The sequence below is a fragment of the Actibacterium ureilyticum genome (assembly GCF_002285435.1).
Lineage (GTDB): Bacteria > Pseudomonadota > Alphaproteobacteria > Rhodobacterales > Rhodobacteraceae > Actibacterium_C > Actibacterium_C ureilyticum.
The window spans coordinates 460,893-486,723 of record NZ_NSBT01000026.1; the positions used below are offsets into that span (position 1 = coordinate 460,893).

Consider the following 25,831-nt stretch of genomic DNA (forward strand, 5'->3'; position numbering starts at 1 on the left):
TGCGGACGGGCTATCACCGCCATCTGAACGCCACCGAACCGAAGGTCACCCCATGCGCGCCGAGACGCAGAATATTGTCGAAGAGATCCGCAAGTCGCTGGACCTGCTGGCGCAGCGCATGGACTGGGACACCGCCGAGCATCGGCTGGAAGAATTCAACGCCATGTCCGAGGATCCGGACCTGTGGAACGACCCCGACAAGGCGCAGAAGCTGATGCGCGAGCGTCAGGCGCTGGTCGATGCGATCGACACCTATCAATCCATCTCGCAGGACCTTCAGGACAATGTCGACCTGATCGAACTGGGCGAGATGGAAGACGACGCCGAGGTCGTGACCGAGGCCGAGGGCGCGTTGAAGACGCTGCGGGAAAAGGCCGCGCAGAAAGAGCTCGAGGCGCTGCTGGATGGCGAGGCGGACGCCAACGACACCTTCCTTGAGATCAACGCGGGCGCCGGCGGCACCGAAAGCTGCGACTGGGCATCGATGCTGGCGCGGATGTATGTCCGCTGGGCCGAGCAGCACGGCTACAAGGTCGAGCTGCAATCGGAAAGCGCGGGCGACGAGGCTGGGATCAAATCCGCCGCCTACAAGATTTCGGGCCACAACGCCTATGGCTGGTTGAAATCGGAAAGCGGCGTGCACCGGCTGGTGCGGATTTCGCCCTTTGACTCGGCGGCCAAGCGGCACACGTCGTTCTGTTCGGTCTGGGTCTATCCGGTGGTCGACGACAATATCGAGATCGAGGTAAATCCCGCCGATATCCGCATCGACACCTATCGGTCCTCGGGCGCGGGCGGTCAGCACGTGAACACCACGGATTCGGCCGTGCGGATCACCCACCACCCGACCGGCATCGTGGTGACCAGTTCCGAAAAGTCACAGCACCAGAACCGCGATATCGCCATGAAGGCGCTGAAATCGCGGCTTTATCAACTGGAACTGGACCGCCGCACCGCCGATATCAACGCCGCACACGAGGCCAAGGGCGACGCGGGCTGGGGCAACCAGATCCGGTCATACGTGTTGCAGCCCTATCAGATGGTCAAGGACCTGCGCACCAACGTGGAAACCAGCGATACCAAGGGCGTTCTGGACGGCGATCTGGACCAGTTCATGGCCGCCACGCTGGCACTGGACGTTGCCGGTAAAAGCCGCGCCGAGGCTCAGGGCGACGCTTAATAGAAGTTCCCGTATTTCCAGTTGTCGGCGTCGGGCGTCACCTCGTCCAGGTCGTAATCGGCCCCTTGCAGGCGCTTGGCGATGGCCAGACCGTCCTTGGCCGCCTGATCGACCATTTGCCGCCCCAGCGCCTCGTCCCTGGCCACGCCGTGGCCACGCATCAGGTCCAGACCATAGTTGAAGCGCCCCACCGGATCGCCGGCCTCGGCCGCGCGGCGGTCCCATTCCGCCGATGCATCGGGGTCGTAATCGCCGCCCATCCCGTTGTTTTCCAGCTGGCTCATCCAGGTCATCGCCTTGGTATAGCCCGCCTCGGCACAGCGCCGGGTCAGCTCGCGCGCAAGCTTGTGGTCATGGTATTTGGTGGCGTTGATCCCTAGCGAACAGGTGACCGAGTCGATCACACCCATCTCGATCTTGCGGGTCAGCATCTCGACCCCGGTATCCTGGGGGTTCAGGATGCCATCGTCATCCTCGACCGTTTGTGTGGGCTCGGCAATCGCCGCGCCCGCGGCCAGAATCGCCAGGAAAGCAAGGCGTGAACAGCGCATGATGTATCCTCCCGTTGGTGCAGGATACCATGCCGGCGCATCCCGATCATCGCCACGATGGTCGTATGTCATGCACCATAGGCGCTTGGGCACGGCTTTCTGTCCGCCGATGTTGACATTTTCTGTCGGGATTGCATGGTGGGGGCCGGTCCGTGCTGCCTGCCGCGCGCATCCTTCGGGAATGGTGAAAGCACATGATCCAGTCATCTGATCTTCTGGCCAGCAATCGGTCGGCAACGCGCGCACCGCTGAAAAACCGCTGGCATGGAGAGATATGTGATCAGTCATGACCAGGCCAAATCCATGGCCCGAAACCTGCGCGCGGCCCTTGGCGCCGACGGCATCAACATTCCGCATGCAAAGGCGCTGGAACTTGTCGCGGCCAGTCTGGGCTTTGCCGATTGGAACACGGCGGCGGCCCGTCTGAAGGGCAACGCGCCGGGCGGGGGCTGCTTTACAGGCTGTCACCCGATCATTCGGATTTTCGACGTGGCAAAGGCGCGCGAATTCTATTGCGACTTCCTGGGATTTTCCGTCGTTTTCGAGCATCGCCATGCCGAGGATCTGCCGCTTTACATGGCGGTGGAGCGGGCAGGGGTGCAGTTGCATCTGTCAGAGCATCACAACGATGCCAGCCCGGGGTCGAACGCGTTCATTCCCACCACCAAGCTGCGCGCATTCCACAGGGAGCTGTCTGAAAAACGCTATGCGTTCAACCGACCGGATCTGGAAAAGCTGCCATGGGGCCTGCAGATGCAGGTGCACGACCCTTTCGGAAACCGCCTGAGATTCTGCGAGCAGGGGGCCTAAGCCCGCCCAGGTGAGGGGCGCCGGGGGGCCTGCTCAACCCGCTCGGCGGGGCGCGTGCAGGCTGTTGGCGATGCGCTTGGCGCGTTGCACCGGCATCAGGGGGCGGGCCGGGGGGATGGCGGGTCGGTCGAATTCCGCGCGCAGCATCGGATAGATATCGAACAGCTCGGCGCGGGTTTCGGCGGTGACGCTGCGCACGGCCTGCGGGCCCGGATAAAAGCTTTCGCTGAGCGCGCCGTTCGCGCTCAGGATCTCGTGCTGGCTGAACATCACATGCACATAGACGACCTGACGCAGGCCCCGCATCACGCGGATGCCGGGGCGCCCGGTCAGCGCCTTTGCCGCCAGCAGCACCGGCACGTCATCGGCATCCTCCATCAGGATGCGGTGCTGGGGCGACACGCACAGATCGCGCGCGGGGCTGCCGGGGCCAAGCGCACCGGCCCGGATCAGGATCGGCTGGTGGCGGGGGCCGTCGGCCACGAAATCCATCCGGCGGCTGGCGACCAGCCGCACCGGCTGTGGGCCGTGATCCAGCGTGTCGACCAGATCGCCGGGCGACAGGGTTTCGACCGCCACCGCATCCCGGGGCGTGTCGATCAGCGTACCGGCGGCAAAGCAGATCGGCGGCTCCAGCGACGAAAACGCCACGATAGGCAGGTCGGCGGTGCTGGCCGATACCACGCTGAGCGTCGTGTCGAAGGGCGGCTGGGCGCCGACGAAGGCAAAGCCGATGATCGCATTGGCATCCTCGTTGACCCCGATCGCCACCAGCTCATAGGTGTTGCCCAGCGAATCCTGGAACGTCGCGGTAGACTCGGGCTCGGTCACCGTCCCCGCGGCATAGGTGCCCGACGATGTAACCAGATCGCTGGCCAGCACCTGCGGGTCGCTGTCGGCGTTGCCATGGGGGCTCCAGCTGAAGCCGTCATCGTCGTCGAAGGTCGTGTCGTCGTCCAGCACCGACATGGTTGCGGCGTTGGTGAAGGTGATCTGGCTGATATTCGGCCAGGCCCATGTCTGATCCACCTGCGCGCTGGCGCCCCAGGAATAAAGGGCGTTTACATCCGCGACGTCGACAAAATTCAGATCATAGACCGGCATTTCAGTCAGCTCCTTCGATGGCGGTGGGGTGCCTCATGATGTTGCTGTAACGGGATCGTGTAACGTTGTGATTGTTCATGATCATACCAGAAAGTCGAAAGAAAGGTGAAAATCTCCAACTATCGCTCACAAACGGGTACGTGCCGGGGCAAAAGGATAGGTGACGCAAGGGCAGGGGCGGGGCGCGCCCCGCACCGCACAACAAAAAGGGGCCAGCGGCCCCTTTTCATCCACAGCGCTTGAGGCGCGTTCAGACCGCGACCGAGGCCGCGTAGATGCTTTCGATGGCTTCGCCCAGCTTGGCGTCGAATTCCGCATCGCTTTGCTGCGCGCTCAGCCCTTCGGTCAGCCCGCGCGAGAAGCTGGCGATCATGCCGCTGTTCTGCGCCAGCAACACATTCGCGTCGTCGCGGCTATAGCCGCCCGACAGGGCGACAACCCGCATCACGCGGGGATGCGCGATCAGCGGCGCGTATTGGTTGACCTTGGTCGGCAGGCTCAGCTTCAGCATGACCTGGCTGTCCTCGGGCAGGGCGTCCAGATGGGCCAGGATCTCGTCCAGCAGGATATCCTCGGCCTGGGCCTTGTCCTCGATCGAGATCGTGACCTCGGGCTCGATGATCGGCATCAGCCCGTGCGACAGGATCTGTTTGCCGATCTCGAACTGCTGGTCGACGATGGCCTTGATCCCCACGGGGTTGGCCGCGTCGATCACCGACCGCATCTTGGTTCCGAAGATCCCCGCCTTGACCGCGCGTTCCAGCAGCGCGTCCAACTCGGGCATGGGTTTCATCAGCTTGACGCCGTTTTCGCCCTCGGCCAGACCCTTGTCGACCTTCAGGAACGGCACCACACCGCGCTTTTCCCACAGATAGGTGGCGGTGGGGATGCCGTCGATCTCGCGGTCCATGGTCATTTCGAACAGGATCGCGCCGATGATCTTGTCGCCGGTAAAGGCGGGGCTTTTGATGATCCGCGCCCGCATCTGGTGGATCAGGTCGAACATCTCGTCTTCCGAGCGATAGGCGTCTTCCTCGATCCCGTAAAGGCGCAGCGCCTTTGGGGTCGAGCCGCCGCTCTGGTCGAGCGCCGCGATGAAGCCGCCGCCGCTGGTGATCTGATCTGCCTGAGCCTGGTTGGACATGGAAAGCGCTCCCGCCGAGAAATGAATAACAATAAGGGGCACTTGCCCCGCTTCATCTGCTTCTAAGTCAGGCGCTGCGGGGTTGCAATTCTGGTGGCGCTAACTGTGCGGGTTTCGGGGGGACAAAGCCCGCCGCGCCGCGCGAATGGTCGAATTCCGGCGCGGCGGGGCGATTGTTTCCTAGTCCTGAAGCGCCGCGACGCCGGGCAGGGTCTTGCCCTCCATCCACTCCAGGAACGCGCCGCCGGCGGTCGAGATATAGGTGAAATCATCGCCATGGCCCGCCGCATTGATCGCGGCCACGGTGTCGCCGCCGCCGGCGACGGACACCAGGTTGCCCGACCGCGTGCGCGCGGCGATGCGGTCCAGCATGGCGAAGGTGCCGGTCTGGAACGGCTCCATCTCGAACACGCCAAGGGGGCCGTTCATGATCAGCGTGCTGGCGCGGTCGATGACCTCGCAGATATAGGCGACCGTCGCGGGACCGGCATCCAGGATCATCGCGTCGGCGGGGCAGGCGTCGACCGGTACGTTTTCATGCGGGGCGTTGGCCGCGAATTCCCGCGCCACCACGATGTCGCGCGGCAGGATGACCTCGCAATCCGATGCCTTGGCCTTGTCCAGGATCGCGCGCGCGGTGTCAGCCATGTCATGTTCGGCCAGCGATTTTCCCACATCGACGCCTTGGGCGGCCAGGAATGTGTTGGCCATGCCGCCGCCGATCACCAGATGGTCGACCTTGGCCACCAGATTGCCCAGCAGGTCCAGCTTGGTCGACACCTTGGCGCCGCCCACCACGGCCACGACGGGGCGTTCGGGCGCGCCAAGCGCCTGTTCCAGCGCCTCCAGCTCGGCCTGCATCAGCCGGCCCGCGCAGCTGGGCAGCAGCCGCGCGATCCCCTCGGTCGAGGCATGCGCCCGGTGCGCGGCCGAAAACGCGTCATTGACATAGACATCGCCCAACGCCGCCAGCGATGCGGCCATCATCGGGTCGTTCTTTTCCTCGCCCGCGTGAAAGCGGGTGTTTTCCAGCAGCAGCACATCGCCATCGCTCAGCGCGGCCACGGCCTGTTTCGCGGGCAGCCCCACGCAATCCTCGGCAAAGATCACGCCGCAGCCCAGGGCCTGTTCCAGCGCGGGCAGGGTGACCTTCAGGCTCATCTCGGGCACGACCTGACCCTTGGGCCGGCCGAAATGCGCCAGCAGAACCGGCTTGCCGCCCTTGTCCAGAATGTCGCGCACCGTGGGCACGATCCGGGCAATGCGCGTGGCGTCGGTGACGCGGCCCTCTTCGACGGGGACGTTGATATCGACCCGCACCAGAACGGTCTTGCCCGCCAGATCCATGTCGTCGAGGGTTTTCCAGGCCATCATGAAATTCCTTTTTGCCAAGCGTCTTACCGCCTATTCACCCCATCGCGGGCGGTGCGTCAACCGCTCGCGCCGGTTTGTCCCTTTTCATCGCGCGTCTGGCGCACTAGGTTCCCTGCAAATTGCGAAAAGGAGCCCCAGATGGCTGATATCAAGGATCCCGAGAACACCATTCTGATGGAGCTGAAGGCCGGCACCGTCACGATCGAGCTGCTGCCCGACATCGCGCCGATGCATTGCGACCGGATGAAGGAGCTGGCCCGCAGCGGTGCCTATGACAACGTGGTGTTTCACCGGGTGATCGACGGGTTTATGGCCCAGACCGGCGATGTGCAGAACGGCAATGCCGAAAAGGATTTCAACCTGCGTCTGGCGGGCACGGGCGGATCGGATCTGAAGGATCTGCCGGCGGAATTTTCCGGCATCCCGCATGATCGCGGCACGCTGGGCGCGGCCCGGTCGCAGAACCCGAATTCGGCCAACAGCCAGTTCTTCATCAACTTCAACGACAACCACTTCCTGAACCGGCAATACACCGTCTATGGCCGCGTGATCGACGGTATGGAACACGTCGACGCCATCATGCGGGGCGAGCCGCCGATGAACCCCGACCGGATGATCAGCGTCAAGGTGGCCGCCGATGCGTAAGCTGATCGCCCTTTGCGCGTTCTGCGCGTCGCCCGCCTTTGCGACCGGTCTGGAAATCACCGTCGCGGGCGAGGCCAACGGCACGATCAAGATCGACCTGCTGGAAGATATCGCGCCCAAACATGTGGAACAGATCACCGCGCTGGCGGCGGATGGCGCCTATGACGACGTGGTGTTTCACCGCGTGATCGGTGGCTTCATGGCCCAGACGGGCGATGTGGAAAACGGCAAGCTGGGCGCCGATATGCGACTGGCGGGCACCGGCGGTTCGGACCGCCCCGACCTGGCGGCCGAATTCTCGGACGTTCCGTTTGATCGCGGCGTCGTCGGTATGGCCCGCGCCCAGGATCCCGACAGCGCCAACAGCCAGTTCTTCATCATGTTCCAGCAGGGGCATTTCCTGAACGGTCAATACACCGTGGTCGGCCGCGTGACCGAAGGGATGGAGATCGTCGACGCGATCAAGAAGGGCCAGGGCCGCAATGGCGAGGTCACCGGCGCGCCCGATGTCATGACCAAGGTCACCGTGACCGAGTGACATCGCCTCAAACCCGCGTGAGCGGGGCTGGGTTTTGCGGGGCCTTCCTGTCATCCTGCGGGGCGACAGGAGGGCCCCAATGCGTTTCATCGCCCTGATTTCGGCGCTTGTCTGCGCCGCCACCATCGCCGGTGCCAGCCCCGATTTCTGGCGCCACGAATGGCCCGAGACGGATTTTTCCAAAACCACCGTCGGCAGCTGGGCCGAAATCACCTCGGGCGGGCCGGGCAAGGACGGCATCCCGGCGCTGCGCGATCCGCAATTCATCCGCGCGGACCGGGCGCGCGGGATCGGCGACCGCGAGCCGGTGATCACGCTGGAACTGTCCGGGCAGGCCCCGCGCGCCTATCCCATCCGCTATCTGACCTGGCACGAGATCGTGAATGACGTGGTGGGCGGCGTGCCGGTAGCGGTGACCTTCTGCCCCTTGTGCAATTCGGGCATCACCTTCGACCGGCGGGTGCGGGGCCGCACCCTGACCTTCGGCGTGACGGGCAAGCTGCGGCAGTCGGATATGGTGATGTATGACGCGCAAACCCACAGCTGGTGGCAACAGGCCATCGGCACCGGTATCGTCGGCGACATGACGGGGGTGGCGCTGAAACAGATGCCCAGCTGGATGGAAAGCTGGGCCCAGTTCCGGGCGCGCAACCCCGATGGGCTGGTCATGGCCGAACCCGACTGGCCGCGCGCCTATGGCCGCAATCCGTATGTCAGCTATGACAGCGCGCACCGGCCGTTTCTGTTTTCCGGCCAGATGCCGCCCCACGGCATCCCGGCGCTGGCCCGGGTGGTGCGGGTGGGCAACCGTGCCTGGCCGGTGGCACGGCTGCGCGACGCGGGCCGGGTGGACGAGGCCGGGCTGACACTCACCTGGGCCGCCGGGCAGGCCTCGGCGCTGGACACCGCCCGCATCGACCGGGGGCGCGATGTGGGCACGATCCGCGTGCGCGACGCGCGCGGGCGCGACATGCCCCATGACGTGATGTTCGCCTTTGCCTTTCACGCCTTCTTCCCGGACGGAATCTGGATGCTGCCCCGCTGATGTTACACCGCTGTTACCCGTGCCCCCTAATCAGGGCGGGGTTTTGAAACGGGGGCATGGGAATGCAGAAACGTCTTTCACTTTCAATCGTCGCGCTTTTGATGACAACGGCGGCGTCACACGCCGATTGTTCCGACGCTGGCGCGCAGATCATCTGTCAGGGCACGGATCGCGACGGGTTTTCCGATGACCGCGACGGTCTGACGCTGACCGTGCGGCCCGGCGCCGCCGTGTCCGACGACAAGGACGCGCTGAAGCTGGAAGGCGATGGCAACCGCGTCACCAATCGCGGCACGATCAATGGCGGGGACGAGGCGATTGTCGGCGGCACCGCCCTGACCGTGGTGAATCGCGGCGCGATCTTCGCCGGGGACAAGGGGATCGACACCGAAGGGTCCGACGGGCTGCGGGTGATCAACGCGGGCCTGATCGACGCCGCCGACAAGGCCCTGCGCGCGGGTCCCGACGATGACGGCATCGGCGGTCGCGACCTGCACCTGACCAACACCGCAACCGGCGTGATCCTGTCGGGTGACGAGGGGGTCGAGGCCGGCGATGACGCGCGGGTCGAAAACGCGGGCCGGATCACCGCCGCCGAGGACGCGGTGCAGATCGGCGAACACGGGGTGATCCTGAACAGCGGGATCATCGCCTCGGTCGGCGACGATGGCGACGGCATCGATATCGATTCCGGCCGGATCGAGAATACCGGCCAGATCACCGCCCTGGCCACGACCGGTGCAGGCATCGATGTCGACGCTGCCGGGTTCGACCTGGAGATCGTGAACACGGGACTCATTCGCGGCAATACCGGTATCCTGGTCGAAGACGGCACCACGGACACCGCCAATACCCAAAGCCAGATCATCGACAATGCCGGCCTGATCGAGGGCACCGGCGGCATGGCCTTTGCGCTGGCCGGGGGGCGCGATGTCCTCACGCTCTATCAGGGCGGCGCGCTGATCGGCGCGGGCGATTTCGGCAGCGGCAACGATGTCTTCGGCTTCGGGCTGGACTATTTCGACACGGCTGTCGGCGCCGTGGCCGGCGGGGCGGTGATCGATGGCGGCACGGGGTTCGACCGGGTGAGCCTGGCCTCGGTCCTCAGTAGCGATATCTCGGGCCTGACCGAGACATCGCAGGGCGTGCTGCTCAGCCTCTATGACGACAGCGCCAGTGTCCTGCTGAGCGGGTTCGAACAGATCGGTTTTGCCGATGCCAGGTTCCGGATCGCGGCGGACGGTGTCCTGGCGCCGGTGCCGCTTCCGGCGGGGCTGGTCCTGCTGGTGGGGGCGCTTGGGGCGCTGGGCCTTGCCCGTCGGCGCGGATCGTAGCGCGCCGACGGCTGAACCGGACGCGCCGCGGCCCGTTGGGCCGCGGTCTTTCAGGCCTCCGGCGGGGATATTTTCGCCAAGAAGAAACCGGCATCTTCTTCTTGGTTCAAATATCCCGGGGTTTGGGGCAGCGCCCCAAGAAAAACCTTAACCGTCCAGCGTCACCAGCGCGTGGCGCTTCTTGCCCGCGCTCAGCTTGATCGGCTGGGCCAGGGCGGCGGCGTCGATCATCAGCCCGGCATCGGTCAGCGGTTCGTCATTCATCCGCGCGCCGTTTTCGGCGATCAGGCGCTTGGCCTCCTTGCCGGATTTCGCCAGGCCCGAGCGGGTGATGAGCTGCACGATGGAAATCCCGTCGCCCAGCTCCGCCGCGCTGAGGGTCAGCGTCGGCAGGTCGTCGCCCACGCCGCCCTTTTCAAAGACCTCGCGCGCGGTGGCTTCGGCCGCGGCGGCGGCCTCGGCCCCGTGGCAAAGCGTCGTGACCTCGTTGGCCAGGATCACCTTGGCGTCGTTGATCTCGGACCCCTGCAGCGCGCCCAGCCGGTCGCATTCGTCCAGCGGCAACTCGGTGTAGAGCTTCAGGAACCGGCCCACATCGGCATCGGTGGTGTTGCGCCAGAACTGCCAGAACTCATAGGGGCTCAGCATGTCGGCATTCAGCCAGATCGCACCCTGGGCCGATTTGCCCATCTTCTTGCCGTCGCTGGTGGTCAGAAGGGGCGAGGTCAGGCCATAGATTTCGTGATCCAGCACCCGGCGGGTCAGGTCGATGCCGTTGACGATATTGCCCCATTGGTCGCTGCCGCCGAACTGTACCAGGCAACCATAGCGGCGGTTCAGCTCCAGGAAATCATAGGCCTGCAGGATCATGTAGTTGAATTCCAGGAAGGACAGGCTTTGTTCCCGGTCCAGCCGCGATTTCACGGATTCAAACGACAGCATCCGGTTCACGCTGAAATGCCGCCCGATGTCGCGCAGGAAATCGAGATAGTTCAGATCGTCCAGCCATTCGGCATTGTTCAGCATCAGCGCGCCGGTGGGGCCGTCGTCATAGCTGATGTATTTCGCGAAGACCTGCTTGATCCCGTCGATATTGGCGTCGATCGCCGCGGGTGTCAGCAGCGGGCGCTCATCGGCGCGAAAGCTGGGATCGCCCACCTTGGTGGTGCCGCCGCCCATCAGGGTGATGGGCTTGTGGCCCGTCTTTTGCAGCCAGCGCAGCATCATGATCTGGATCAGGCTGCCCACATGCAGCGATTTCGCCGTGGCGTCGAACCCGATATAGCCCGGCACCACGCCCTGGATCAGCGCCTCGTCCAGCCCCTGATAATCGGTGCAATCGGCCAGGAAGCCGCGTTCGATCATCACGCGCATGAACTCTGATTTGGGGTGATAGGTCATCGGTCACTTGTCCATCGGGTTGGTTTCGGTCAGTGATATATCGGTGTGTCGGGCGAAGGGGAAGGCCATGTTGAAATCCGGTCCGGTCTGGGCTTTGGGGGCGATGTCGGGAACGTCGCTTGACGGGGTGGATGCCGCCCTGTTGCAGACCGATGGTGACCGGATCCTGGCGTTTGGCGAGACCGGCTATCGCCCCTATGACGCGGACCAGCAGGCGGTGCTGCGCGCGGCGCTGGGGGCGCGGCCGGGCGCGGCGCGCGCCGATGCCGCGGCAAGGGTGGTCGAGGATGTGCATGCCGCGCTTTTGTCGGAATTTCCCGCCGCCCAACTGGTGGGGTTTCATGGCCAGACCCTGTTTCACGACCCCGATAACGGGCTGACATTCCAGGCCGGCGATGGCCAGATCCTGGCCGAGGTTCTGGACCGCCCCGTGGTCTGGGATTTTCGCAGCACCGATGTGCGGCTGGGCGGGCAGGGCGCGCCGCTGGCGCCGTTTTACCATCATGCCTGCGCGCGGTTCATCGGCGCGACGGAACCGCTTGTTTTCCTGAACCTGGGCGGCGTGGGCAATCTGACCTGGGTCGATCCGCGCATCGCTGCGCCGGATGCGCCGGGCGCGCTGCTGGCTTTTGACACCGGGCCCGCGAATGCGCCGATCAACGATCTGATGCAGGACCGGCTGGGCCAACCCTTTGACGCGGGCGGGGCGGTGGCGCGGCAGGGCACGGTGGCCGAGGGCGCGCTGGAGCTGTTCCTGGACGAGGGGTATTTCCTGAAACTGCCGCCGAAATCGCTGGATCGCGACGATTTCAAGGTGATGCTGGATCTGGTGCGCGAGCTGTCGGATGCCGATGCCGCCGCCACCATGTGCGCGATGGCCGCAAGTGCGGTGATGCGCGGGATGGAGCATTGCCCCGAACCGCCCGCGCGCGTGCTGGTCACCGGCGGCGGGCGCAAGAACCCGGTGCTGATGCAGATGCTGGCCGCCGGGCTGGATTGCCCGGTCGTGCCGATCAAGGAGGCCGGGCTGGACGGCGACATGCTGGAGGCGCAGGCCTTCGCCTATCTGGCGGTGCGCGTGGCGCGGGGGCTGCCCACATCGGCGCCGGGTACCACGGGTGTGGCCACGCCGGTGGGGGGCGGGCAGATCAGCCGCCCGCAGGGGCAAGCCCGCATCTTGCCGGCGCGGTGAGCCACGGATCGGGTCGATCCCCCGGCCAGTGCGTCGCGTCATATACCCAAAGGGCGCTCAGGGAATATCGAACCCAGGCGGGGCCAGCTCGAACCCGTCGAACTGGAAACCCGGGCTGACGGTACAGCCCACAAGCGTATAGGCGCCGGTGGGGCGGGCGGATTGCCAGTGATGGGCGGGGACGATGATTTGCGGGCGCTCGCCCGAGGACAGGTCCGTGCCCAGCACATGATCGCGTGCCGGGCCGCTTTCCGTTTCCGAAATGGAAATAATCAGCGGATCTCCCGCGTAATGGTGCCAGATCTCGGTGGCGTCGACCCGGTGCCAGTGGCTGTGTTGGCCCGCTTTCAGCAGGAAATAGATGCAGGTGCCCGCCGGGCGGCCCGGACCGTCGGCGCGCCAGGTTTCGGTGTACCAGCCGCCCTCGGGGTGGGGGCGCAGGTTGAGGCGGTCGATGATCTGTTCGGCGGTCATGCGTGTGGTCCTGGCGGGATTTGAGTATTTGCAGAGCAATGAAGAGGGGTCAGAGCGCCCGGGCGAGCGTGATGAAATCGGGGGCGATGTGGTCCCAGTCGGCAATGGGCGTCAGGTCGGTGGTCTGATCCGGCCCATAGTCGGTGGGGCGCGGGACGAAGGCGGTTTTCAGGCCCACGGCGCGGGCGGCGCTCAGATCGTCATTGTGGGCGGCCAGCATCATCACCTGATCAGGTGGCAGGCGCAGCGCGGCGCAGGCGGCCAGATAGACGGCGGGTTTGGTTTTGTAGTCGCGGGCGATCTCGGCCCCCAGGATACAATCCCAGGGCAGGCGGGCGTGGCGGGCCAGACGGGTCATCAGGGCGATCGAGCCGTTCGAGCAGGGGGCGATGATGTGGCGCTGCCGCAGGGCGGTCAGGCCGGGGACGGTATCGAGCCAGGGGTCCAGATGCTCCCACGCTTTGTTCAGCGCATCGGGGGCCGTGACGCCGAAGCGCTGCGCAACGCGGTGCAGGTTTTCCAGATGCAGATCATCCAGCGCCACATAGCCCCGGTTGCCGATGCGGATCCGGTCCATCGCGGGCTGGTATTCGTCGCGCCAGGCATCGGCAAAGGCCAGTGGGTCGACCCCGGGCGGGGCCGCTGAAACCGCGCGCGCGATGGCGGTGCGCCAATCCACGCAGGTGCCAAAAACGTCGAAAATCAAGGCCTTGACCATGTCGGTATCATGGCGCGCTTTGCGGTGCGGGACAATGGGGGCACTGGGGCTGCCCCTAGGTCAGTGCGTAATAATCTTGCGCAAATCGCGATCTGTGCGACACTTGTGGGTACAGAAAATAACTGGAGGGACAATCATGGAACAGATACTGGGTCAATTGGTCGGCGGTGCCCTAGGTGGCCTGGGCGGCGGCAAGGCGGTGCAAAGTGCCAATATGGGCGGGCTTGGCAACATCCTGGCCGGGGCTGCGGGCGGTCTGGGCGGCGGGCAGCTTTTGGGCGGTTTGCTGGGCGGCGGCGGTGCGGCCGCGGCGGCGGGCGGGTTCGACATCGCGGCGTTGGCGGGCAACCTGGTCGGCGGCGGCGTGTCGGGGCTGGTGGTTCAGGTCGTGGTCGGTCTGATCGTGAAGAAGCTGCGCGGCTGAGCGCCAATGAAAAAGGGGTGCCGCGCGGGCACCCCTTGATCGGTTCAGGTCGCTGCGATCACTTCAGGATCGAACGGCCCGCATATTCGGCGGTTTCGCCCAGCATTTCCTCGATCCGGATCAGCTGGTTGTATTTCGCCAGACGGTCGGAGCGCGACAGCGAGCCGGTCTTGATCTGACCGCAATTGGTGGCGACCGCCAGATCGGCGATGGTCGCATCTTCGGTCTCGCCCGAGCGGTGGGACATCACGTTGGTATAGCGCGCGCGGTGGGCCATATCGACGGCCCGCAGGGTTTCGGTGAGCGAGCCGATCTGGTTCACCTTGACCAGCATCGAGTTCGCGACGCCCTGCGCGATGCCGTCGGCCAGGCGGGCGGGGTTGGTCACGAACAGATCGTCGCCCACCAGCTGCACCTTGTCGCCGATCGCGTCGGTCAGCGCCTTCCACCCGGCCCAGTCATCCTCGGCCATGCCGTCTTCAATGCTGATGATCGGGTATTGCGCGCAGAGATCGGCCAGATAGGCGACATTCTCGTCGCTGCTCAGAACCTTGCCTTCGCCCTTCATATTGTACTTGCCATCGGCATAGTACTCGGTCGAAGCGCAGTCGAGCGCCAGATAGATATCCTCGGCCGGTTTGTAGCCCGCCTTTTCGATGGATTTCAGAACGAAATCAAGCGCTTCGGTGGTGGAGCTCAGGTTGGGGGCAAAGCCGCCCTCGTCGCCGATGCCGGTGTTGTGGCCCGCCGCCGACAGTTCTTTCTTCAGGGTGTGGAACACCTCGGCGCCCATGCGGATCGCCTCTTTCACGTTCGCTGCCGACACCGGCATGATCATGAATTCCTGGATGTCGATCGGGTTGTCGGCATGTTCGCCGCCATTGATGATGTTCATCATCGGCACCGGCAGGACCCGGGCCGAGGTGCCGCCGACATAGCGGTAAAGCGGCTGCATTGTGAAATCGGCGGCGGCCTTGGCGGCGGCCAGGCTGACGCCCAGGATTGCGTTGGCGCCCAGACGGCCCTTGTTCGGGGTGCCGTCCAGTTCGATCATCGCCTGATCGATGGCCATCTGTTCGGTCACGTCCATGCCGGCCAGCTCTTCGGCGATCTCGCCATTCACGGCATTCACGGCCTCCAGCACGCCCTTGCCCAGATAGCGGCCCTTGTCGCCGTCGCGTTTTTCCACCGCCTCATGCGCGCCGGTCGAGGCGCCCGAGGGCACCGCGGCGCGGCCCATGGTGCCGTCTTCCAGGATCACGTCGACCTCGACGGTCGGGTTGCCACGGCTGTCCAGAATCTCGCGGCCGATAATGTCGATGATGGTGCTCATGTCACTTTCCATAGGGCAAAGGGTCTGTTGCGCGCTGGCATAACAAGTTTGTCGGCCGATGGGAATGCAGGGATAGCGTTAACAGGCTGGGCAGACGGCAGATTCAGGCCGCGCGCGCCAGCCGCTGTTCCCGCAGGAAGGTATAGAAGCCCGTGGCGATGATCAGCGCCGCACCCGCCAGCGTGATCGCATCGGGGCGTTCGTGGAACACCACCATGCCCACCAGCATCGAAAACACCAGCCGGGTATAGCGGAACGGCATCAGCGCGCCGACATCGGCCAGCCGCATCGACGCGGTGACGGCGTAATAGCCCAACGCGCCGAAGGTGACGCCGCCCGCGGCCTTCCACCATTCGGCGGTGTCGGGCAGGGCGGCGCGGTCGGGCGACAGCGCCAGCAGCACCAGCGCGGCAGGGATCACGGCGGCGAAGCCCTGGAACGACACCACGGTCGAGGGCACGGTCACGTCGATCCGCCGGGTGATCAGGTCGCGCGCCGCCACCGCCAGGACCGAGATCAGGACCAGCAGCGCGCGCGGCTCGAACCCCGCCATGCCGGGCCGGATGATCAGCAACACCCCCACGAAGCCCAGCGAAATCGCGGTCCAGCGCCGCCAGCCCACCTGTTCGCCCAGAAACAGCGCCGCGCCCATGGTGATGACCAGCGGCAGCGCCTGGAACACGGCCGCCACCACCGACAGGTCGACACTGGCCAGCGCGGTCACGAAGCACAGCGCGGCGATTGCCTCGCACGCGGCGCGGATCACCAGCACGGGCCGCCAGGCCGCGCGGGCAAAGGGCCGGTGGCGCAGCGCCACGGACAGCGCCAGGAACACCGCCGCGCTGCCCGCCGCGATCAGCACCAGAACCTGACCCACCGGCAGGGTGGCGGTCAGCATCTTGATGAACATGTCCTCGAAGGTGAAGCCGACCATGCCGCCGGTCATCAGAAGGATGCCATTCAGGTTGTTCATGAGCCCGCCCGCGCAAGGTAAGAGGATCGGGCCATCTATGCGTGGCGATTGCGCCCGTGCAAGCCGGTTTGCGACCGCGTCCCATTCCGTTTCTTGACGGCGCCGATCACGTGCCGGAATGGGTCGCGGTCAGGATTTGTCGCGCAGCGGTACGCCGTACAGTTCCAGCTTGTGGCCGCGCAGCTCGTATCCCAGCTTGGCGGCGATCTTTTCCTGCAGCGCCTCGATCTCGGGGTCGACGAATTCGATCACCTTGCCCGATTGCATGTCGATCAGGTGGTCGTGGTGGTCACGCTCGGCATCCTCGTACCGTGCGCGCCCGTCGCCGAATTCCAGCCGCTCCAGGATGCCGGCCTCTTCGAACAGCTTCACGGTGCGATAGATCGTGGCGATCGAAATTCGCGGGTCGATGGCCGAGGCGCGGGCGTAAAGCTCTTCGACATCGGGGTGGTCGGTCGCGTCCTGCAACACCTGCGCGATCACCCGGCGTTGTTCGGTCATCCGCAGGCCCTTGGCCTCGCATCGGGAAATGATCGTGTCGGTCATGGTCTTGGGGTCCGCCTTGCGCCGTTTGCGGCGGGTTTAGACAAAAGCGCGGGGATTTTCCATCGTTTTGGCGGGGTGGGCGTGTCAGCGCCGCCGCGTCAGCAGGGTGGCGGCCAGGCCAAGCACGATCAGGGCGACCAGCGCGGCCTTGGACACAGGCTCCATCGTGCCTTCGATCTGGATCGCGTGCAGGGCGGTGGCGCCCACGATCAGCACGGCCAGCCCGGTATGCAGCGCGCGCCAGGTCCGCCAGCGCAGGCGGCGGCGCGACAGCGCGACCAGCGCGGTGGCGAAAAGCCCCCACATCGCGATCACGCCCCAGGCCGAAAACGGCGTGGCGGATCGAAACAGCAGCGCGTCGATCACATCCGGTGGGCTGGTCAGCCACAGCCCGCCCACATGGGCCAGCACCAGCGCCACCAGCACCAGGCCGATGCGGCGATGCATCCGGCGGCTGTCAAAGGCCGAAATCCCCGGCAGGCGCCCCGCCGCCAGCAGCGGCTGGAACAGGAACAGCGCCATCGCCGCGATCCCCGCCAGACCGGCGGCGATATAGATCGGGCCGCGCCAGGCCAGCAGCGGGCTTGTCACAGCCAGCCCCACGGGCACCGCGACCGCCGCGATCAGCCCGGTCCAGATCAGCCATGCCTTCGCTTTGGTGCGTTCAGGCGGGTTGCAGGACAAAATGCGCCTGAAGCGTCTTGTCACGGGCACTGGCCATTACCGGGCGCAGGAAGACGGTTTGAAATGCGTCACTGTCATAGGCCAGATGCCCGTGCGGCTGGCCGAAAGCGGGCACGATCTGCGGCATTTCCAGCCGGAATGTCCCGTCGGCGGCGCTCAGCGTGGCGCCGTGGCTTTGCGGGTCCCGCTCGTGCCCTTCGGTGGTGTGGGCCCAGATCTGGATGCGCTGGCCAGCCAGCGGGGCGCCGTCGCCCGCGCGGCGCACCGTGCCGGTCATCCAGAAGCCGCCCCCGCCGATCCGGTCGACGATGGGCGCGCCGGGGCGGTAATTGTTGGCCCCGCCGCGCATGCTGGGCGTGGGCGCGATGCCCTGCGCCCGGGCCGGGACGCGCAGACCGGCGGCCCCGGTCACAAGGGCGGCGCCGCCCGTGGCCAGAAGCGTGCGGCGGGGAAGGTTCAGCTGGGTCATCTGGGTCCTCCGTACAAGGGCGCGGTGGCGCGGATGGGTCGATCCTTGGACAGGATGATAGGGCATCGCGGCGCAATTCCCAATCGGTGCGGCCCCCACGGACAAGGGCGTATTCCCACAATCGCGTGAACACGCGCCTGGCGGCAATGGGTTGACTTTTCCCCGGCAAAGGGCCATCTGCATCCCAGCGCCGACCCTGCCGCGTGAGCAGAGCCCCCGAAACGGATGGGCACCAAGGTCGGCGGGACAGGTTCCCAAAATCACGCGTGGGTGCAACAGGCCTTGGACGGGGCGGGCAGTCGGCCCGTGGCCGTGGTCAGGGCGACCCACTTGCCGGTGCGATCCGGCCAAAGGCGGACCCACGCGATGCGGGGCCGCGAAAGGATATGAATTGACTGAATTTTCGACGCTGGGGCTGCCCGAGGCCCTGCTTTCCCGTCTGGACAAGATGGGGATCAAGACGCCGACTCCGATCCAGGCACAGGCTATCCCGCATGTGCTGAACGGGCGAGACGTGATGGGGCTGGCGCAGACCGGCACCGGCAAGACCGCCGCGTTCGGCCTGCCGCTGATCGCGGGGCTGATGCAAAACCGGGGCCGTCCGGCGCCCAAGACCGCCAAGGCGCTGGTGCTGGCGCCTACGCGCGAGCTGGCGCAACAGATCGTGGCCAACCTGAAACCGCTGGTCGAGGGCACGCCGATCAAGATCGGTCTGGTCGTCGGCGGCGCGTCGATCAACGCGCAGCGTCAGCGGCTGGCCAAGGGCACCGACCTGATCGTCGCCACGCCGGGCCGGCTGATCGACCATCTGGACAACAAGGCGCTGCGCCTGGACGACACCGTGTTCCTGGTGCTGGACGAGGCCGACCAGATGCTGGATCTGGGCTTCATCCACGCGCTGCGCAAGATCGCGGGCCTGCTGCCTGCCGAGCGCCAGACGCTGCTGTTTTCGGCCACCATGCCCAAGCAGATGGCCGAGATCGCGGGTGCCTATCTGACCGATCCGGTGCGGGTCCAGGTCTCGCCCCCGGGCAAGGCCGCCGACAAGATCACCCAATCGGTGCATTTCGTTGAAAAGTCGGAAAAGACCCGGCTGCTGATCGACATGCTGGACAACCACAAGGACGAGCTGGCGCTGGTCTTCGGCCGCACCAAGCACGGGGCCGAGCGGCTGATGAAACAGCTGCGCGCCGCGGGCTATGCCGCCGATTCCATCCACGGCAACAAGTCCCAGGGCCAGCGCAGCCGCGCGCTGCAGGCGTTCCGCGATGGCGAAACCCGCGTTCTGGTGGCCACGGATGTGGCGGCGCGGGGCCTCGATATCCCCGATGTGCGCCATGTCTATAACTTCGACCTGCCGAACGTGGCCGACAACTATGTCCACCGGATCGGCCGGACGGCACGCGCCGGTGCCGATGGCGCGGCCATCGCGTTCTGCGCCCCCGACGAGATGGGCGCGCTGAAGGACATCCAGAAGGTGATGGGCATTTCCATCCCCGTCGCCGGTGGCGACCCGTGGGAGGTTCTGCCCGATCCCACCGCGCGCAAGGGCAAAGGCCCGCGCGGGCAGGGCGCCGGCAAACCCGGTGGCGGCCAACGCCAACGCCGCCGTCGCCGCCCGTCGCGGAACAAGGGCCAGAAACAGGCCGCATGATCGAAAACGCCCCCGAAGATGTTCGGGGGCGTTTTTGGTTAATAGGAAGTGGCTTTGGATTGATTTTGTACGTTGTCATCCAAAGTAGCGTTCCAGAACGAACGAAGAATTCGCAATGGCACTAGCAGCGATATGCATCGGCTTGAACGACGGTCGAGGCAATCGAGGTATTTGACGAAGAAACGACAAACGCGTTTCCGCCCATGCTGGCGGTTGTATTGCGGACCTTATTGTATGCGCTTGCTGTGTCCATAGATTCATCAATTCCCATGCTTTCGGATCCAGTTACGGGTCCTAGAAATTGGCAAGCATTAGCGGTTTGAAGCGATATCTGCCTTACGGATTTTCCTTCTGGGGAAAGCTCTGTGCTGCAGGAGGCTAAACCGATGACAGCGAAAGTGATGACAATTAAACGCATTTGGGTCTCTCATGAAGAATTGTGTAAACACAACCAATCAGATCAACCATAGACTGAAAAGCCCGTTTTTTTCCACATTGGAGTATGGTGAGCCGCTACGCAATTCCCCCTTCACCCCGGCAGCTCCGGCTCGCGCCCCAGCTTCTTGGCCAGCGGCGCGATGGTCAGCCCCTGCACGATGATGGAAAACACCACGATCGCATAGGTCACGGTCAGGATCATCGGCTTCCATTCGCTATCCGGCAGGCTCAGCGCCAGCGCGACCGAGATGCCGCCCTTCAGCCCGCCCCAGGTCATGATCGGGATCACGTCGCTGCCGAAATCGCGGAAGGGGCGCAGGATCATGATCGGGATCGACACCGCCGCCAGGCGCGCCAGCAGCGCCAGCGCCAACCCGTAAAGCCCAGCCGAGGCATAGGTCATGTCGAAGGCCACGGCAAAGACCTCGATCCCGATCAACAGGAACAGGACCGCGTTCAGGATCTCGTCCACCAGCTTCCAGAAGGCGTCGACATAGTCGCGGGTGACTTCGCTCATCCCGTATTTCATGCCCACATGGCCGATCATCAGCCCCGCGACCACCGCCATGATCGGCGCGCTGACATGCAGCCAGATCGCCAGTTCATAGCCGCCAAAGGCCAGCGCCAGGGTGATCAGCACCTCGAGCGTGTAATCGTCGATCCGCCGCATCACGCGGAAGGTCAGCCAGCCCAGGATCCCGCCCAGCAGGGCGCCGCCAAAGGCCTCTTGCACGAACAGGGTCGCGGCGCCCATCAGCGCGCTTTCCTCGCCATGGGTGCCGTGGCTGTCGCCGCCGGTAAAGGCCAGCCCGACCAGCACCAGAAACACGACATAGGCCACGCCGTCGTTGAACAGGCTTTCGCCCGCGATCTGGGTTTCCAGCGATTTGCGCAGGTTTGCCTCGCGCAGAACGCCCAGCACCGCAACCGGGTCGGTGGGTGACACGATGGCACCGAAGACCAGCGCGATCAGCAGCGGCATGCCGGTCATGAAGGAAAAGCCGAACCCCACCACGGCGACCGACAGGCCCACACCGATGGTCGCCATCAGCAGCACCACCCAGGCCTGCGCGCGCAGCTCGTCCAGCTTCACATGCAGCGCGCCCGCAAACAGAAGCAGCCCCAGCATCCCGTCCAGCAGCGCGTCGGAAAAGTCGATGCCCAGCACCACGCCGCGCAGCGTGTCGGCGATCCCCAACGCGGGATAGGCCAGGTCGATCCCCATCGCCACAAAGGACGCGGCCAGCGCCACGATCAGGATGCCGATGGCCTGCGGCAGCTTCAGGAAGAAATAGTTGATCACACCGAAAACCGCCGCCATCACGATCAGCAGCGATGCAATTTGAAGAATGTTCATGCGCGTCTCTCACCCGTTTCGGCCCCCTCTAGCATGGCGCGCGGGCTCTGGCGAAGGGGAAAGCCGCCGCAGGGGCGATTTGGGCGCGGCGATTGTGGCCGCGCCGCGTGTCTCAGGTGCCGCAAAAGGTGCGGTGCACTTCCTCGTCCTGGCTGGGCGGGCGGGCATATTCGGCGGTCAGCGGACCATCGTCAAAGGGGGTGGCGGTTGCCTCAAGAAGCTTTCGGAACGGCTCGTAATTATCTGACAGGGCAGCGGAAATCGCCTGTTCCACCCGGTGATTGCGCGGGATGATTGCGGGGTTGGCGCGGCGCATCTGTTCGGCCCGGTCCGCAGGTGTTTGCGGATCGCGCACCAGCCGCGCCTGCCAGTCGGCCTGCCATTGATCGAAGGCGGCGGGGTCCAGAAACTGATCGCGGGCCGTGTCGCCGCCAAGCGCGCGGAAGGTGTTGGTGAAATCGGCCTGGTTGACCGCCATCCGGTCCAACAGGGTGTGGATCAGCTCGGCATCGCCGTCCTCGGCACTGGCCAGCCCCACCTTGGCGCGGAAGACCTCCAGCCAGGCGTCGCGGAACTGCGGGGCGAATTCGTTCACCGCCTCGGTCGCGATCTCGATCGCGCGGTTTTCGTCCGGATCGATCAGCGGCAACAGGGCCGAGGCCAGCTGTGCCAGATCCCACGCCGCCATGTCGGGCTGTTTGTTATAGGCATAGCGCCCGAACTGGTCGATGGAGCTGAAGACCTTGGCCGGGTGATAGCGATCCATGAAGGCGCAGGGGCCATAATCGATGGTTTCGCCCGATACCGCCATGTTGTCGGTGTTCATCACGCCGTGGATGAACCCCACGCCCAGCCAGCGCGCGACCAGATGCGCCTGGGCGGTGATCACGGCCTTCAGGAAGCCCAGCACCCCGGCGGCTTCGGGGTAGTGCCGCTGGCGGGCATGTTCGGCCAGAAGCGCCAGCGCCTCGGTATCCTCGCGCGCGGCGAAATACTGAAACGTGCCGACGCGGATGTGACTGGCCGCGACGCGGGTCAGAACCGCGCCGGGCTGGGGGCGCTCGCGTAGGACCACATCGCCGGTGGTGACGGCGGCCAAGGCCCGCGTGGTGGGGATGCCAAGGGCGTGCATCGCCTCGCTGACGATATATTCGCGCAGCACGGGGCCAAGCCCCGCGCGACCGTCGCCGCGGCGGCTGAACGGGGTGGGACCGGACCCCTTTAGTTGAATGTCGCGCCGCAAGCCATTGGTATCAATGACCTCTCCGATCAACAGCGCACGCCCGTCGCCCAGTTGCGGCACCCAGCCGCCGAACTGGTGCCCGGCATAGGCTTGGGCCAGCGGCGCGGCCCCCTCGGGCAGCGTGTTGCCAGCCAGCATCGCCAGCCCCGCGTCCGAGCGCAGCCAGCCCGCGTCCAGCCCCAGCTCTGCCGCCAGCGCGTCATTGACCGCGATCAGCGCGGGTTCGGACACGGGTGCGGGGCCTTGGGCGTTGAAGAAGCGGTCCGGCAGGCGGGCATAGCTGTTGTCGAAGGCGATGGTCATGCGGGATCCCTTTGCGCGTTCTCTGAAACATAGACCGCCACAGGAGCTATCGCCAGCCCGGTCACAAAACCCGCGTCATCAGGCAATAGCCGTCGCGCAGCGCAAAGCCCGCCCGTTTGTACAGCGCGACCCGCTCGCCATTGCCCTTGGTTTCCAAATGCACCGCCCGCACGCCCATCTCGCGCAGCATCGGCAGCAGGGCTTGCAGAACCTGCGTGCCCATGCCCCGGCCACGCACGGCGCCGCGCAGGAAGAACTCGTCGACAAAGGCCTCGCGCCCGCCCAGTTCGATGGAAAACCCGAAGGCGATCACGATATAGCCCACCGGCGCCCGGCGCGGGCCGATCATCCAGGCGGCGGCCTGCACCTCGCCCGAAAACAGCAGCTCCAGCGCGGCCATGCGGTCGGCCTCGGTCGTGGTCAGGCCCTGTTCGGCGTGAAAGGCCGCCACCATCGGCGCAATGCGCGGCAGGTCGTCGGGCGCGGCCAGATGCAGCATGCTCATGTGTATTCCTTCAAGGCATGTGCCTCTGCCGTCTTGATCCATGGCGACTTGCAGGCGCCATAGGCGCCGATATCTTCGGGGTGGGCTTGGGCGCAGCGGCGCTTTTCGGCTTCATAGGCGGCTGCGCGCACAGGATCGGCGCGCAGATAGTCGCGAAAGGCAAGGTGCCGCGTGGCCTCGGGGTCGTCGGTGACATAGGCATGGGCCTGCACCAGCCTGCGCCCGGTTTCCGGGTCATCCCTGCGGCAATAGCGCCGCCCGGGCAGGCCATAGGCGCCAAGCCATTCATACCCCAGCGCGACGATGGCGGGTTTGGCCCGTTCCATGGTGTCCAGATCAAGGAAGAGCGGCAGAAGATCCAATATCGGCTTGGCTGCGATCCCGGGGATTGAGGTGGACCCGATGTGATGCACGGCGATCAGTGCAGAGCCAAGCTGGGCGTGCCAGCGGTCGGCCTCGGCCCGCGCTTGGCGTGCCCAGTCCGGATCATGTGGGGCGAGTACGCTCATAGCCGGGCCAGCCGGTCGGTCAGCAGGGCAAAGAAGCCGTCGGCGTCGATCTCGCGCATGAAGGTGGCGTTGGGCGCGCGGTCTGTGACGCCCCACCAGTCGGCCACGGTCATGCCGGTGGTCAGGGCGCCGGTGGTTTCGATTTCCACGTTGATATGACGGCCCGCGAACAGGTCCGGCTGGATCAGCCAGGCGGTGACGCAGGGGTCGTGCAGCGGCGCGCCGTCGCTGCCGTATTTCTCGCGGTCGAAACGCTCGAAGAAATCCGTCATCTCGGCCACCGCATGGCCCACGGCGCCGGGGATGGCGCGAAAGGCGTCGTTGCGCGGTTTGGTGACGAGCGCCTTGTGCGTCACATCCAACGGCATGACCACCATAGGGACGCCGGATTTAAACACGATATCAGCGGCTTCCGGATCGACATAAATGTTGAATTCGGCGGTGGGGGTGATATTGCCGACCTCGAAATAGGCGCCGCCCATCAGCACGATTTCCTGCACCCGGCCCACGATGTCGGGCGCGGTTTGGAACGCGGTGGCGATATTCGTCAGCGGCCCCAGCGGGCACAGGGTCACGGTGCCGGGCGGGTGATCGCGCAGGGTGCGGATGATGAAATCGACCCCATGTTCGTCCTGCAACGGCATCACCGGGTCGGGCAGCACGGGGCCGTCCAGCCCCGTCTTGCCATGCACATGTTCGGCGGTGACCAGCTTGCGCTTCAACGGGGCGGCGCATCCGGCATGGACGGATACATCAGCTTTGCCCGCCAACTCGCAGACAATGCGTGCATTTTTTTGGGTCAGGGGCAGGGGAACGTTGCCCGCGACGGCGGTGATGCCCAGCACCTCGACCTCGTCCGGGCTGGCCAGCGCCAGCAGGATCGCAACCGCGTCGTCCTGGCCGGGATCGGTGTCGATGATGATCTTGCGCGGCCCGCTCATGGCATTGCCCCCTGCTTGCGAAATCGGACGGTAGATGCTTCCTTGGCGGGTGACAACCGGGATTCAGGGACATGCGCGGTGATTGGATCAGACCAGGCCGAGGGGCTTTATCTGCACCTTGGGGTGCACAGATCAGGGACAAGCTATTTCCAGAGCTTTTTGGGCCTGAATGCCGGGCGGTTGCATGATCACGGGGTCAAGGCGGTCTATCCCGGGCGGGATGGGGCGCGGGACGGCGCGCTGCGGCTGAAGCTGCCCGAACGGGCGGCGTTCGACGCGGGCGCGCTGGAGAGGTTCGACAACAGCTTCAACCGCCAGAACCGGCGACATGGGTTCGAAGCGTCGCGTAACCTATTGCTGTCAGAGGAAAACTTCCCCGGCAACATGCAATCCCACCACACCGACACGCTGTTTCCCACGGCGCGCGAGCGGATGGCGTATCTGTGCCGCAAGGTCGGTAAGCCGGTGCGGCGGGTGCTGTATGTGCTGCGGCGCTATGACGAATTCTATATCTCGTCCTATCGCAAGCGGTTGGAGTTTGCGCATATGGCGCCCTTTGCGGAATTGCGCCCGGCCATGGTGGCGATGACGCGGGGCTGGGCCGATGTGGTGGCCGATATTCACGCGGGCACCGGCGCGCCAGAGATCGTGATCGCCCGGCACGAGGCGCTGCCCGCCGCGCCCAAGCTGTTGACCGCGCTGATGCCCTTGCTGCCGGCGCAGGGGTGGATCGCGCCCACGGGCCGGGTGAATGCCAGCCGGCCGATTGCCGAGCTGACCGCGGTGCAGAACGCGAAACGGGCACGGTCGGGGCGGCTGCCGCTGGAACAGGCGGATTTCAGCCCGGGATTTTCGGATGCGGAAATCCGCGCATTCACAACGCGTTACGAACAGGACTTGACGCGGATCGCGGCGATGCCCTTCGTCCGGATGCTGGGCTGA

The 25,831-nt window shown here is 65.3% G+C and carries 28 protein-coding genes; 10 read left to right on the forward strand and 18 right to left on the reverse strand.

The features are described 5' to 3' along the window. Positions 1–52: 52 nt before the first annotated feature. The gene (prfB, locus tag CLM60_RS10900) at positions 53–1,180 is read left to right on the forward strand and encodes a peptide chain release factor 2 (protein ID WP_095589166.1); all 1,128 of its coding nucleotides are present in this window, start codon (positions 53–55) and stop codon (positions 1,178–1,180) included. Here the strand turns inward: prfB and CLM60_RS10905 are convergent. After that, positions 1,177–1,731 (reverse strand): tetratricopeptide repeat protein, encoded by a 555-nt coding sequence (locus tag CLM60_RS10905; RefSeq protein ID WP_095589167.1) that lies wholly within the window; start codon positions 1,729–1,731, stop codon positions 1,177–1,179. The two genes, prfB and CLM60_RS10905, sit on opposite strands and share 4 nt — an antisense overlap. A 276-nt stretch (positions 1,732–2,007) precedes the next feature. Between CLM60_RS10905 and CLM60_RS10910 the strand changes: the two genes are divergently transcribed. Further along, positions 2,008–2,541 (forward strand): glyoxalase superfamily protein, encoded by a 534-nt coding sequence (locus tag CLM60_RS10910; RefSeq protein WP_095589355.1) that lies wholly within the window; start codon positions 2,008–2,010, stop codon positions 2,539–2,541. A gap of 33 nt (positions 2,542–2,574) precedes the next feature. Here the strand turns inward: CLM60_RS10910 and CLM60_RS10915 are convergent, their stop codons facing one another. From CLM60_RS10915 to CLM60_RS10925, 3 genes are all read right to left on the reverse strand, one after another. After that, positions 2,575–3,645 (reverse strand): Hint domain-containing protein, encoded by a 1,071-nt coding sequence (locus CLM60_RS10915; RefSeq protein ID WP_095589168.1) that lies wholly within the window; start codon positions 3,643–3,645, stop codon positions 2,575–2,577. 250 nt (positions 3,646–3,895) lie between these two features. Further along, positions 3,896–4,789, reverse strand: a complete 894-nt coding sequence (locus CLM60_RS10920; RefSeq protein ID WP_095589169.1) for a fructose bisphosphate aldolase — start codon at positions 4,787–4,789, stop codon at positions 3,896–3,898. A 180-nt stretch (positions 4,790–4,969) separates the two neighbouring features. Next, positions 4,970–6,160, reverse strand: coding sequence for a phosphoglycerate kinase (locus CLM60_RS10925; RefSeq protein WP_095589356.1), 1,191 nt, complete (start codon positions 6,158–6,160; stop codon positions 4,970–4,972). 141 nt (positions 6,161–6,301) lie between these two features. Between CLM60_RS10925 and CLM60_RS10930 the strand changes: the two genes are divergently transcribed. From CLM60_RS10930 to CLM60_RS10945, 4 genes are all read left to right on the forward strand, one after another. Continuing rightward, the gene (locus CLM60_RS10930) at positions 6,302–6,808 is read left to right on the forward strand and encodes a peptidylprolyl isomerase (protein WP_095589170.1); all 507 of its coding nucleotides are present in this window, start codon (positions 6,302–6,304) and stop codon (positions 6,806–6,808) included. Beyond that, complete coding sequence (locus CLM60_RS10935) at positions 6,801–7,346, forward strand: peptidylprolyl isomerase (protein ID WP_095589171.1); 546 nt, start codon at positions 6,801–6,803, stop codon at positions 7,344–7,346. Before CLM60_RS10930 ends, CLM60_RS10935 begins: the two co-directional genes overlap by 8 nt. Positions 7,347–7,425: 79 nt before the next feature. Continuing rightward, positions 7,426–8,391 (forward strand): DUF3179 domain-containing protein, encoded by a 966-nt coding sequence (locus CLM60_RS10940; RefSeq protein ID WP_095589172.1) that lies wholly within the window; start codon positions 7,426–7,428, stop codon positions 8,389–8,391. Between the two features lie 62 nt (positions 8,392–8,453). Further along, on the forward strand, positions 8,454–9,725 hold the full coding sequence (locus CLM60_RS10945) for a VPLPA-CTERM sorting domain-containing protein (protein WP_095589173.1): 1,272 nt from the start codon (positions 8,454–8,456) through the stop codon (positions 9,723–9,725). A gap of 147 nt (positions 9,726–9,872) precedes the next feature. Here CLM60_RS10945 and tyrS read toward each other — a convergent pair whose 3' ends face one another. Continuing rightward, positions 9,873–11,126, reverse strand: a complete 1,254-nt coding sequence (gene tyrS / locus CLM60_RS10950; RefSeq protein ID WP_095589174.1) for a tyrosine--tRNA ligase — start codon at positions 11,124–11,126, stop codon at positions 9,873–9,875. A gap of 67 nt (positions 11,127–11,193) precedes the next feature. Here tyrS and CLM60_RS10955 point away from each other — a divergent pair, with 67 nt between their 5' ends. Beyond that, positions 11,194–12,318, forward strand: coding sequence for an anhydro-N-acetylmuramic acid kinase (locus tag CLM60_RS10955; protein ID WP_095589175.1), 1,125 nt, complete (start codon positions 11,194–11,196; stop codon positions 12,316–12,318). A 57-nt stretch (positions 12,319–12,375) separates the two neighbouring features. On the opposite strand, the gene CLM60_RS10960 is transcribed toward CLM60_RS10955, so the two are convergent. Continuing rightward, positions 12,376–12,792: a cupin domain-containing protein gene (locus CLM60_RS10960; RefSeq protein ID WP_095589176.1), complete on the reverse strand. Its 417-nt coding sequence runs from the start codon at positions 12,790–12,792 to the stop codon at positions 12,376–12,378. 49 nt (positions 12,793–12,841) lie between these two features. Further along, positions 12,842–13,510, reverse strand: a complete 669-nt coding sequence (locus tag CLM60_RS10965) for a haloacid dehalogenase type II (RefSeq protein WP_095589177.1) — start codon at positions 13,508–13,510, stop codon at positions 12,842–12,844. A 136-nt stretch (positions 13,511–13,646) separates the two neighbouring features. Between CLM60_RS10965 and CLM60_RS10970 the strand changes: the two genes are divergently transcribed. Beyond that, entirely contained in the window at positions 13,647–13,934 is a 288-nt protein-coding gene (locus CLM60_RS10970; RefSeq protein WP_095589178.1) for a hypothetical protein, read from the forward strand. A 58-nt stretch (positions 13,935–13,992) separates the two neighbouring features. On the opposite strand, the gene eno is transcribed toward CLM60_RS10970, so the two are convergent. The 5 genes from eno to CLM60_RS10995 form a co-directional block, all read right to left on the reverse strand. Beyond that, complete coding sequence (gene eno / locus CLM60_RS10975) at positions 13,993–15,267, reverse strand: phosphopyruvate hydratase (protein ID WP_095589179.1); 1,275 nt, start codon at positions 15,265–15,267, stop codon at positions 13,993–13,995. A 103-nt stretch (positions 15,268–15,370) separates the two neighbouring features. Next, positions 15,371–16,240 carry a DMT family transporter gene (locus CLM60_RS10980; protein ID WP_095589180.1) on the reverse strand — a complete coding sequence of 290 codons (870 nt, stop codon included), beginning with the start codon at positions 16,238–16,240 and terminating at the stop codon, positions 15,371–15,373. Between the two features lie 129 nt (positions 16,241–16,369). Next, positions 16,370–16,786: a Fur family transcriptional regulator gene (locus CLM60_RS10985; RefSeq protein ID WP_095589181.1), complete on the reverse strand. Its 417-nt coding sequence runs from the start codon at positions 16,784–16,786 to the stop codon at positions 16,370–16,372. Between the two features lie 84 nt (positions 16,787–16,870). Continuing rightward, positions 16,871–17,494: a ferric reductase-like transmembrane domain-containing protein gene (locus CLM60_RS10990; protein ID WP_245848363.1), complete on the reverse strand. Its 624-nt coding sequence runs from the start codon at positions 17,492–17,494 to the stop codon at positions 16,871–16,873. Beyond that, on the reverse strand, positions 17,451–17,939 hold the full coding sequence (locus CLM60_RS10995; protein WP_095589183.1) for a twin-arginine translocation pathway signal: 489 nt from the start codon (positions 17,937–17,939) through the stop codon (positions 17,451–17,453). The genes CLM60_RS10990 and CLM60_RS10995 overlap by 44 nt, the downstream gene beginning before the upstream one ends. Before the next feature lie 391 nt (positions 17,940–18,330). Between CLM60_RS10995 and CLM60_RS11000 the strand changes: the two genes are divergently transcribed. Next, positions 18,331–19,593: a DEAD/DEAH box helicase gene (locus CLM60_RS11000; RefSeq protein ID WP_245848366.1), complete on the forward strand. Its 1,263-nt coding sequence runs from the start codon at positions 18,331–18,333 to the stop codon at positions 19,591–19,593. 121 nt (positions 19,594–19,714) lie between these two features. On the opposite strand, the gene CLM60_RS21410 is transcribed toward CLM60_RS11000, so the two are convergent. From CLM60_RS21410 to CLM60_RS11030, 6 genes are all read right to left on the reverse strand, one after another. After that, positions 19,715–20,011, reverse strand: a complete 297-nt coding sequence (locus CLM60_RS21410) for a DUF4156 domain-containing protein (RefSeq protein ID WP_095589184.1) — start codon at positions 20,009–20,011, stop codon at positions 19,715–19,717. Between the two features lie 111 nt (positions 20,012–20,122). Then, positions 20,123–21,388: a cation:proton antiporter gene (locus tag CLM60_RS11010; RefSeq protein ID WP_095589185.1), complete on the reverse strand. Its 1,266-nt coding sequence runs from the start codon at positions 21,386–21,388 to the stop codon at positions 20,123–20,125. A 112-nt stretch (positions 21,389–21,500) separates the two neighbouring features. After that, the gene (locus CLM60_RS11015) at positions 21,501–22,934 is read right to left on the reverse strand and encodes a protein adenylyltransferase SelO (protein WP_095589186.1); all 1,434 of its coding nucleotides are present in this window, start codon (positions 22,932–22,934) and stop codon (positions 21,501–21,503) included. 61 nt (positions 22,935–22,995) lie between these two features. Continuing rightward, positions 22,996–23,439 (reverse strand): GNAT family N-acetyltransferase, encoded by a 444-nt coding sequence (locus tag CLM60_RS11020; protein ID WP_095589187.1) that lies wholly within the window; start codon positions 23,437–23,439, stop codon positions 22,996–22,998. Beyond that, on the reverse strand, positions 23,436–23,948 hold the full coding sequence (locus tag CLM60_RS11025) for a GrpB family protein (RefSeq protein ID WP_095589188.1): 513 nt from the start codon (positions 23,946–23,948) through the stop codon (positions 23,436–23,438). Before CLM60_RS11025 ends, CLM60_RS11020 begins: the two co-directional genes overlap by 4 nt. Further along, the gene (locus tag CLM60_RS11030) at positions 23,945–24,889 is read right to left on the reverse strand and encodes a nucleoside hydrolase (protein WP_095589189.1); all 945 of its coding nucleotides are present in this window, start codon (positions 24,887–24,889) and stop codon (positions 23,945–23,947) included. The genes CLM60_RS11025 and CLM60_RS11030 overlap by 4 nt, the downstream gene beginning before the upstream one ends. 78 nt (positions 24,890–24,967) lie before the next feature. Between CLM60_RS11030 and CLM60_RS11035 the strand changes: the two genes are divergently transcribed. After that, on the forward strand, positions 24,968–25,831 hold the full coding sequence (locus CLM60_RS11035; protein ID WP_141246496.1) for a hypothetical protein: 864 nt from the start codon (positions 24,968–24,970) through the stop codon (positions 25,829–25,831).

Excerpts from the sequence above, each read along its gene's own strand:
- CLM60_RS21410 (WP_095589184.1), bottom strand. The coding sequence starts at position 20,011 with ATGCGTTTAATTGTCATCACTTTCGCTGTCATCGGTTTAGCCTCCTGC.
- CLM60_RS10935 (WP_095589171.1), top strand. The coding sequence starts at position 6,801 with ATGCGTAAGCTGATCGCCCTTTGCGCGTTCTGCGCGTCGCCCGCCTTT.
- CLM60_RS10905 (WP_095589167.1), bottom strand. The coding sequence starts at position 1,731 with ATGCGCTGTTCACGCCTTGCTTTCCTGGCGATTCTGGCCGCGGGCGCG.
- CLM60_RS10965 (WP_095589177.1), bottom strand. The coding sequence starts at position 13,510 with ATGGTCAAGGCCTTGATTTTCGACGTTTTTGGCACCTGCGTGGATTGG.
- CLM60_RS10945 (WP_095589173.1), top strand. The coding sequence starts at position 8,454 with ATGCAGAAACGTCTTTCACTTTCAATCGTCGCGCTTTTGATGACAACG.
- CLM60_RS11025 (WP_095589188.1), bottom strand. The coding sequence starts at position 23,948 with ATGAGCGTACTCGCCCCACATGATCCGGACTGGGCACGCCAAGCGCGG.
- CLM60_RS10970 (WP_095589178.1), top strand. The coding sequence starts at position 13,647 with ATGGAACAGATACTGGGTCAATTGGTCGGCGGTGCCCTAGGTGGCCTG.
- CLM60_RS10920 (WP_095589169.1), bottom strand. The coding sequence starts at position 4,789 with ATGTCCAACCAGGCTCAGGCAGATCAGATCACCAGCGGCGGCGGCTTC.
- tyrS (WP_095589174.1), bottom strand. The coding sequence starts at position 11,126 with ATGACCTATCACCCCAAATCAGAGTTCATGCGCGTGATGATCGAACGC.
- CLM60_RS10930 (WP_095589170.1), top strand. The coding sequence starts at position 6,302 with ATGGCTGATATCAAGGATCCCGAGAACACCATTCTGATGGAGCTGAAG.
- CLM60_RS11020 (WP_095589187.1), bottom strand. The coding sequence starts at position 23,439 with ATGAGCATGCTGCATCTGGCCGCGCCCGACGACCTGCCGCGCATTGCG.
- CLM60_RS11030 (WP_095589189.1), bottom strand. The coding sequence starts at position 24,889 with ATGAGCGGGCCGCGCAAGATCATCATCGACACCGATCCCGGCCAGGAC.
- CLM60_RS10915 (WP_095589168.1), bottom strand. The coding sequence starts at position 3,645 with ATGCCGGTCTATGATCTGAATTTTGTCGACGTCGCGGATGTAAACGCC.
- CLM60_RS10940 (WP_095589172.1), top strand. The coding sequence starts at position 7,426 with ATGCGTTTCATCGCCCTGATTTCGGCGCTTGTCTGCGCCGCCACCATC.
- CLM60_RS10985 (WP_095589181.1), bottom strand. The coding sequence starts at position 16,786 with ATGACCGACACGATCATTTCCCGATGCGAGGCCAAGGGCCTGCGGATG.
- prfB (WP_095589166.1), top strand. The coding sequence starts at position 53 with ATGCGCGCCGAGACGCAGAATATTGTCGAAGAGATCCGCAAGTCGCTG.
- CLM60_RS11015 (WP_095589186.1), bottom strand. The coding sequence starts at position 22,934 with ATGACCATCGCCTTCGACAACAGCTATGCCCGCCTGCCGGACCGCTTC.
- CLM60_RS11010 (WP_095589185.1), bottom strand. The coding sequence starts at position 21,388 with ATGAACATTCTTCAAATTGCATCGCTGCTGATCGTGATGGCGGCGGTT.
- CLM60_RS10955 (WP_095589175.1), top strand. The coding sequence starts at position 11,194 with ATGTTGAAATCCGGTCCGGTCTGGGCTTTGGGGGCGATGTCGGGAACG.
- CLM60_RS10925 (WP_095589356.1), bottom strand. The coding sequence starts at position 6,160 with ATGGCCTGGAAAACCCTCGACGACATGGATCTGGCGGGCAAGACCGTT.
- CLM60_RS10995 (WP_095589183.1), bottom strand. The coding sequence starts at position 17,939 with ATGACCCAGCTGAACCTTCCCCGCCGCACGCTTCTGGCCACGGGCGGC.
- CLM60_RS10960 (WP_095589176.1), bottom strand. The coding sequence starts at position 12,792 with ATGACCGCCGAACAGATCATCGACCGCCTCAACCTGCGCCCCCACCCC.
- eno (WP_095589179.1), bottom strand. The coding sequence starts at position 15,267 with ATGAGCACCATCATCGACATTATCGGCCGCGAGATTCTGGACAGCCGT.
- CLM60_RS10980 (WP_095589180.1), bottom strand. The coding sequence starts at position 16,240 with ATGAACAACCTGAATGGCATCCTTCTGATGACCGGCGGCATGGTCGGC.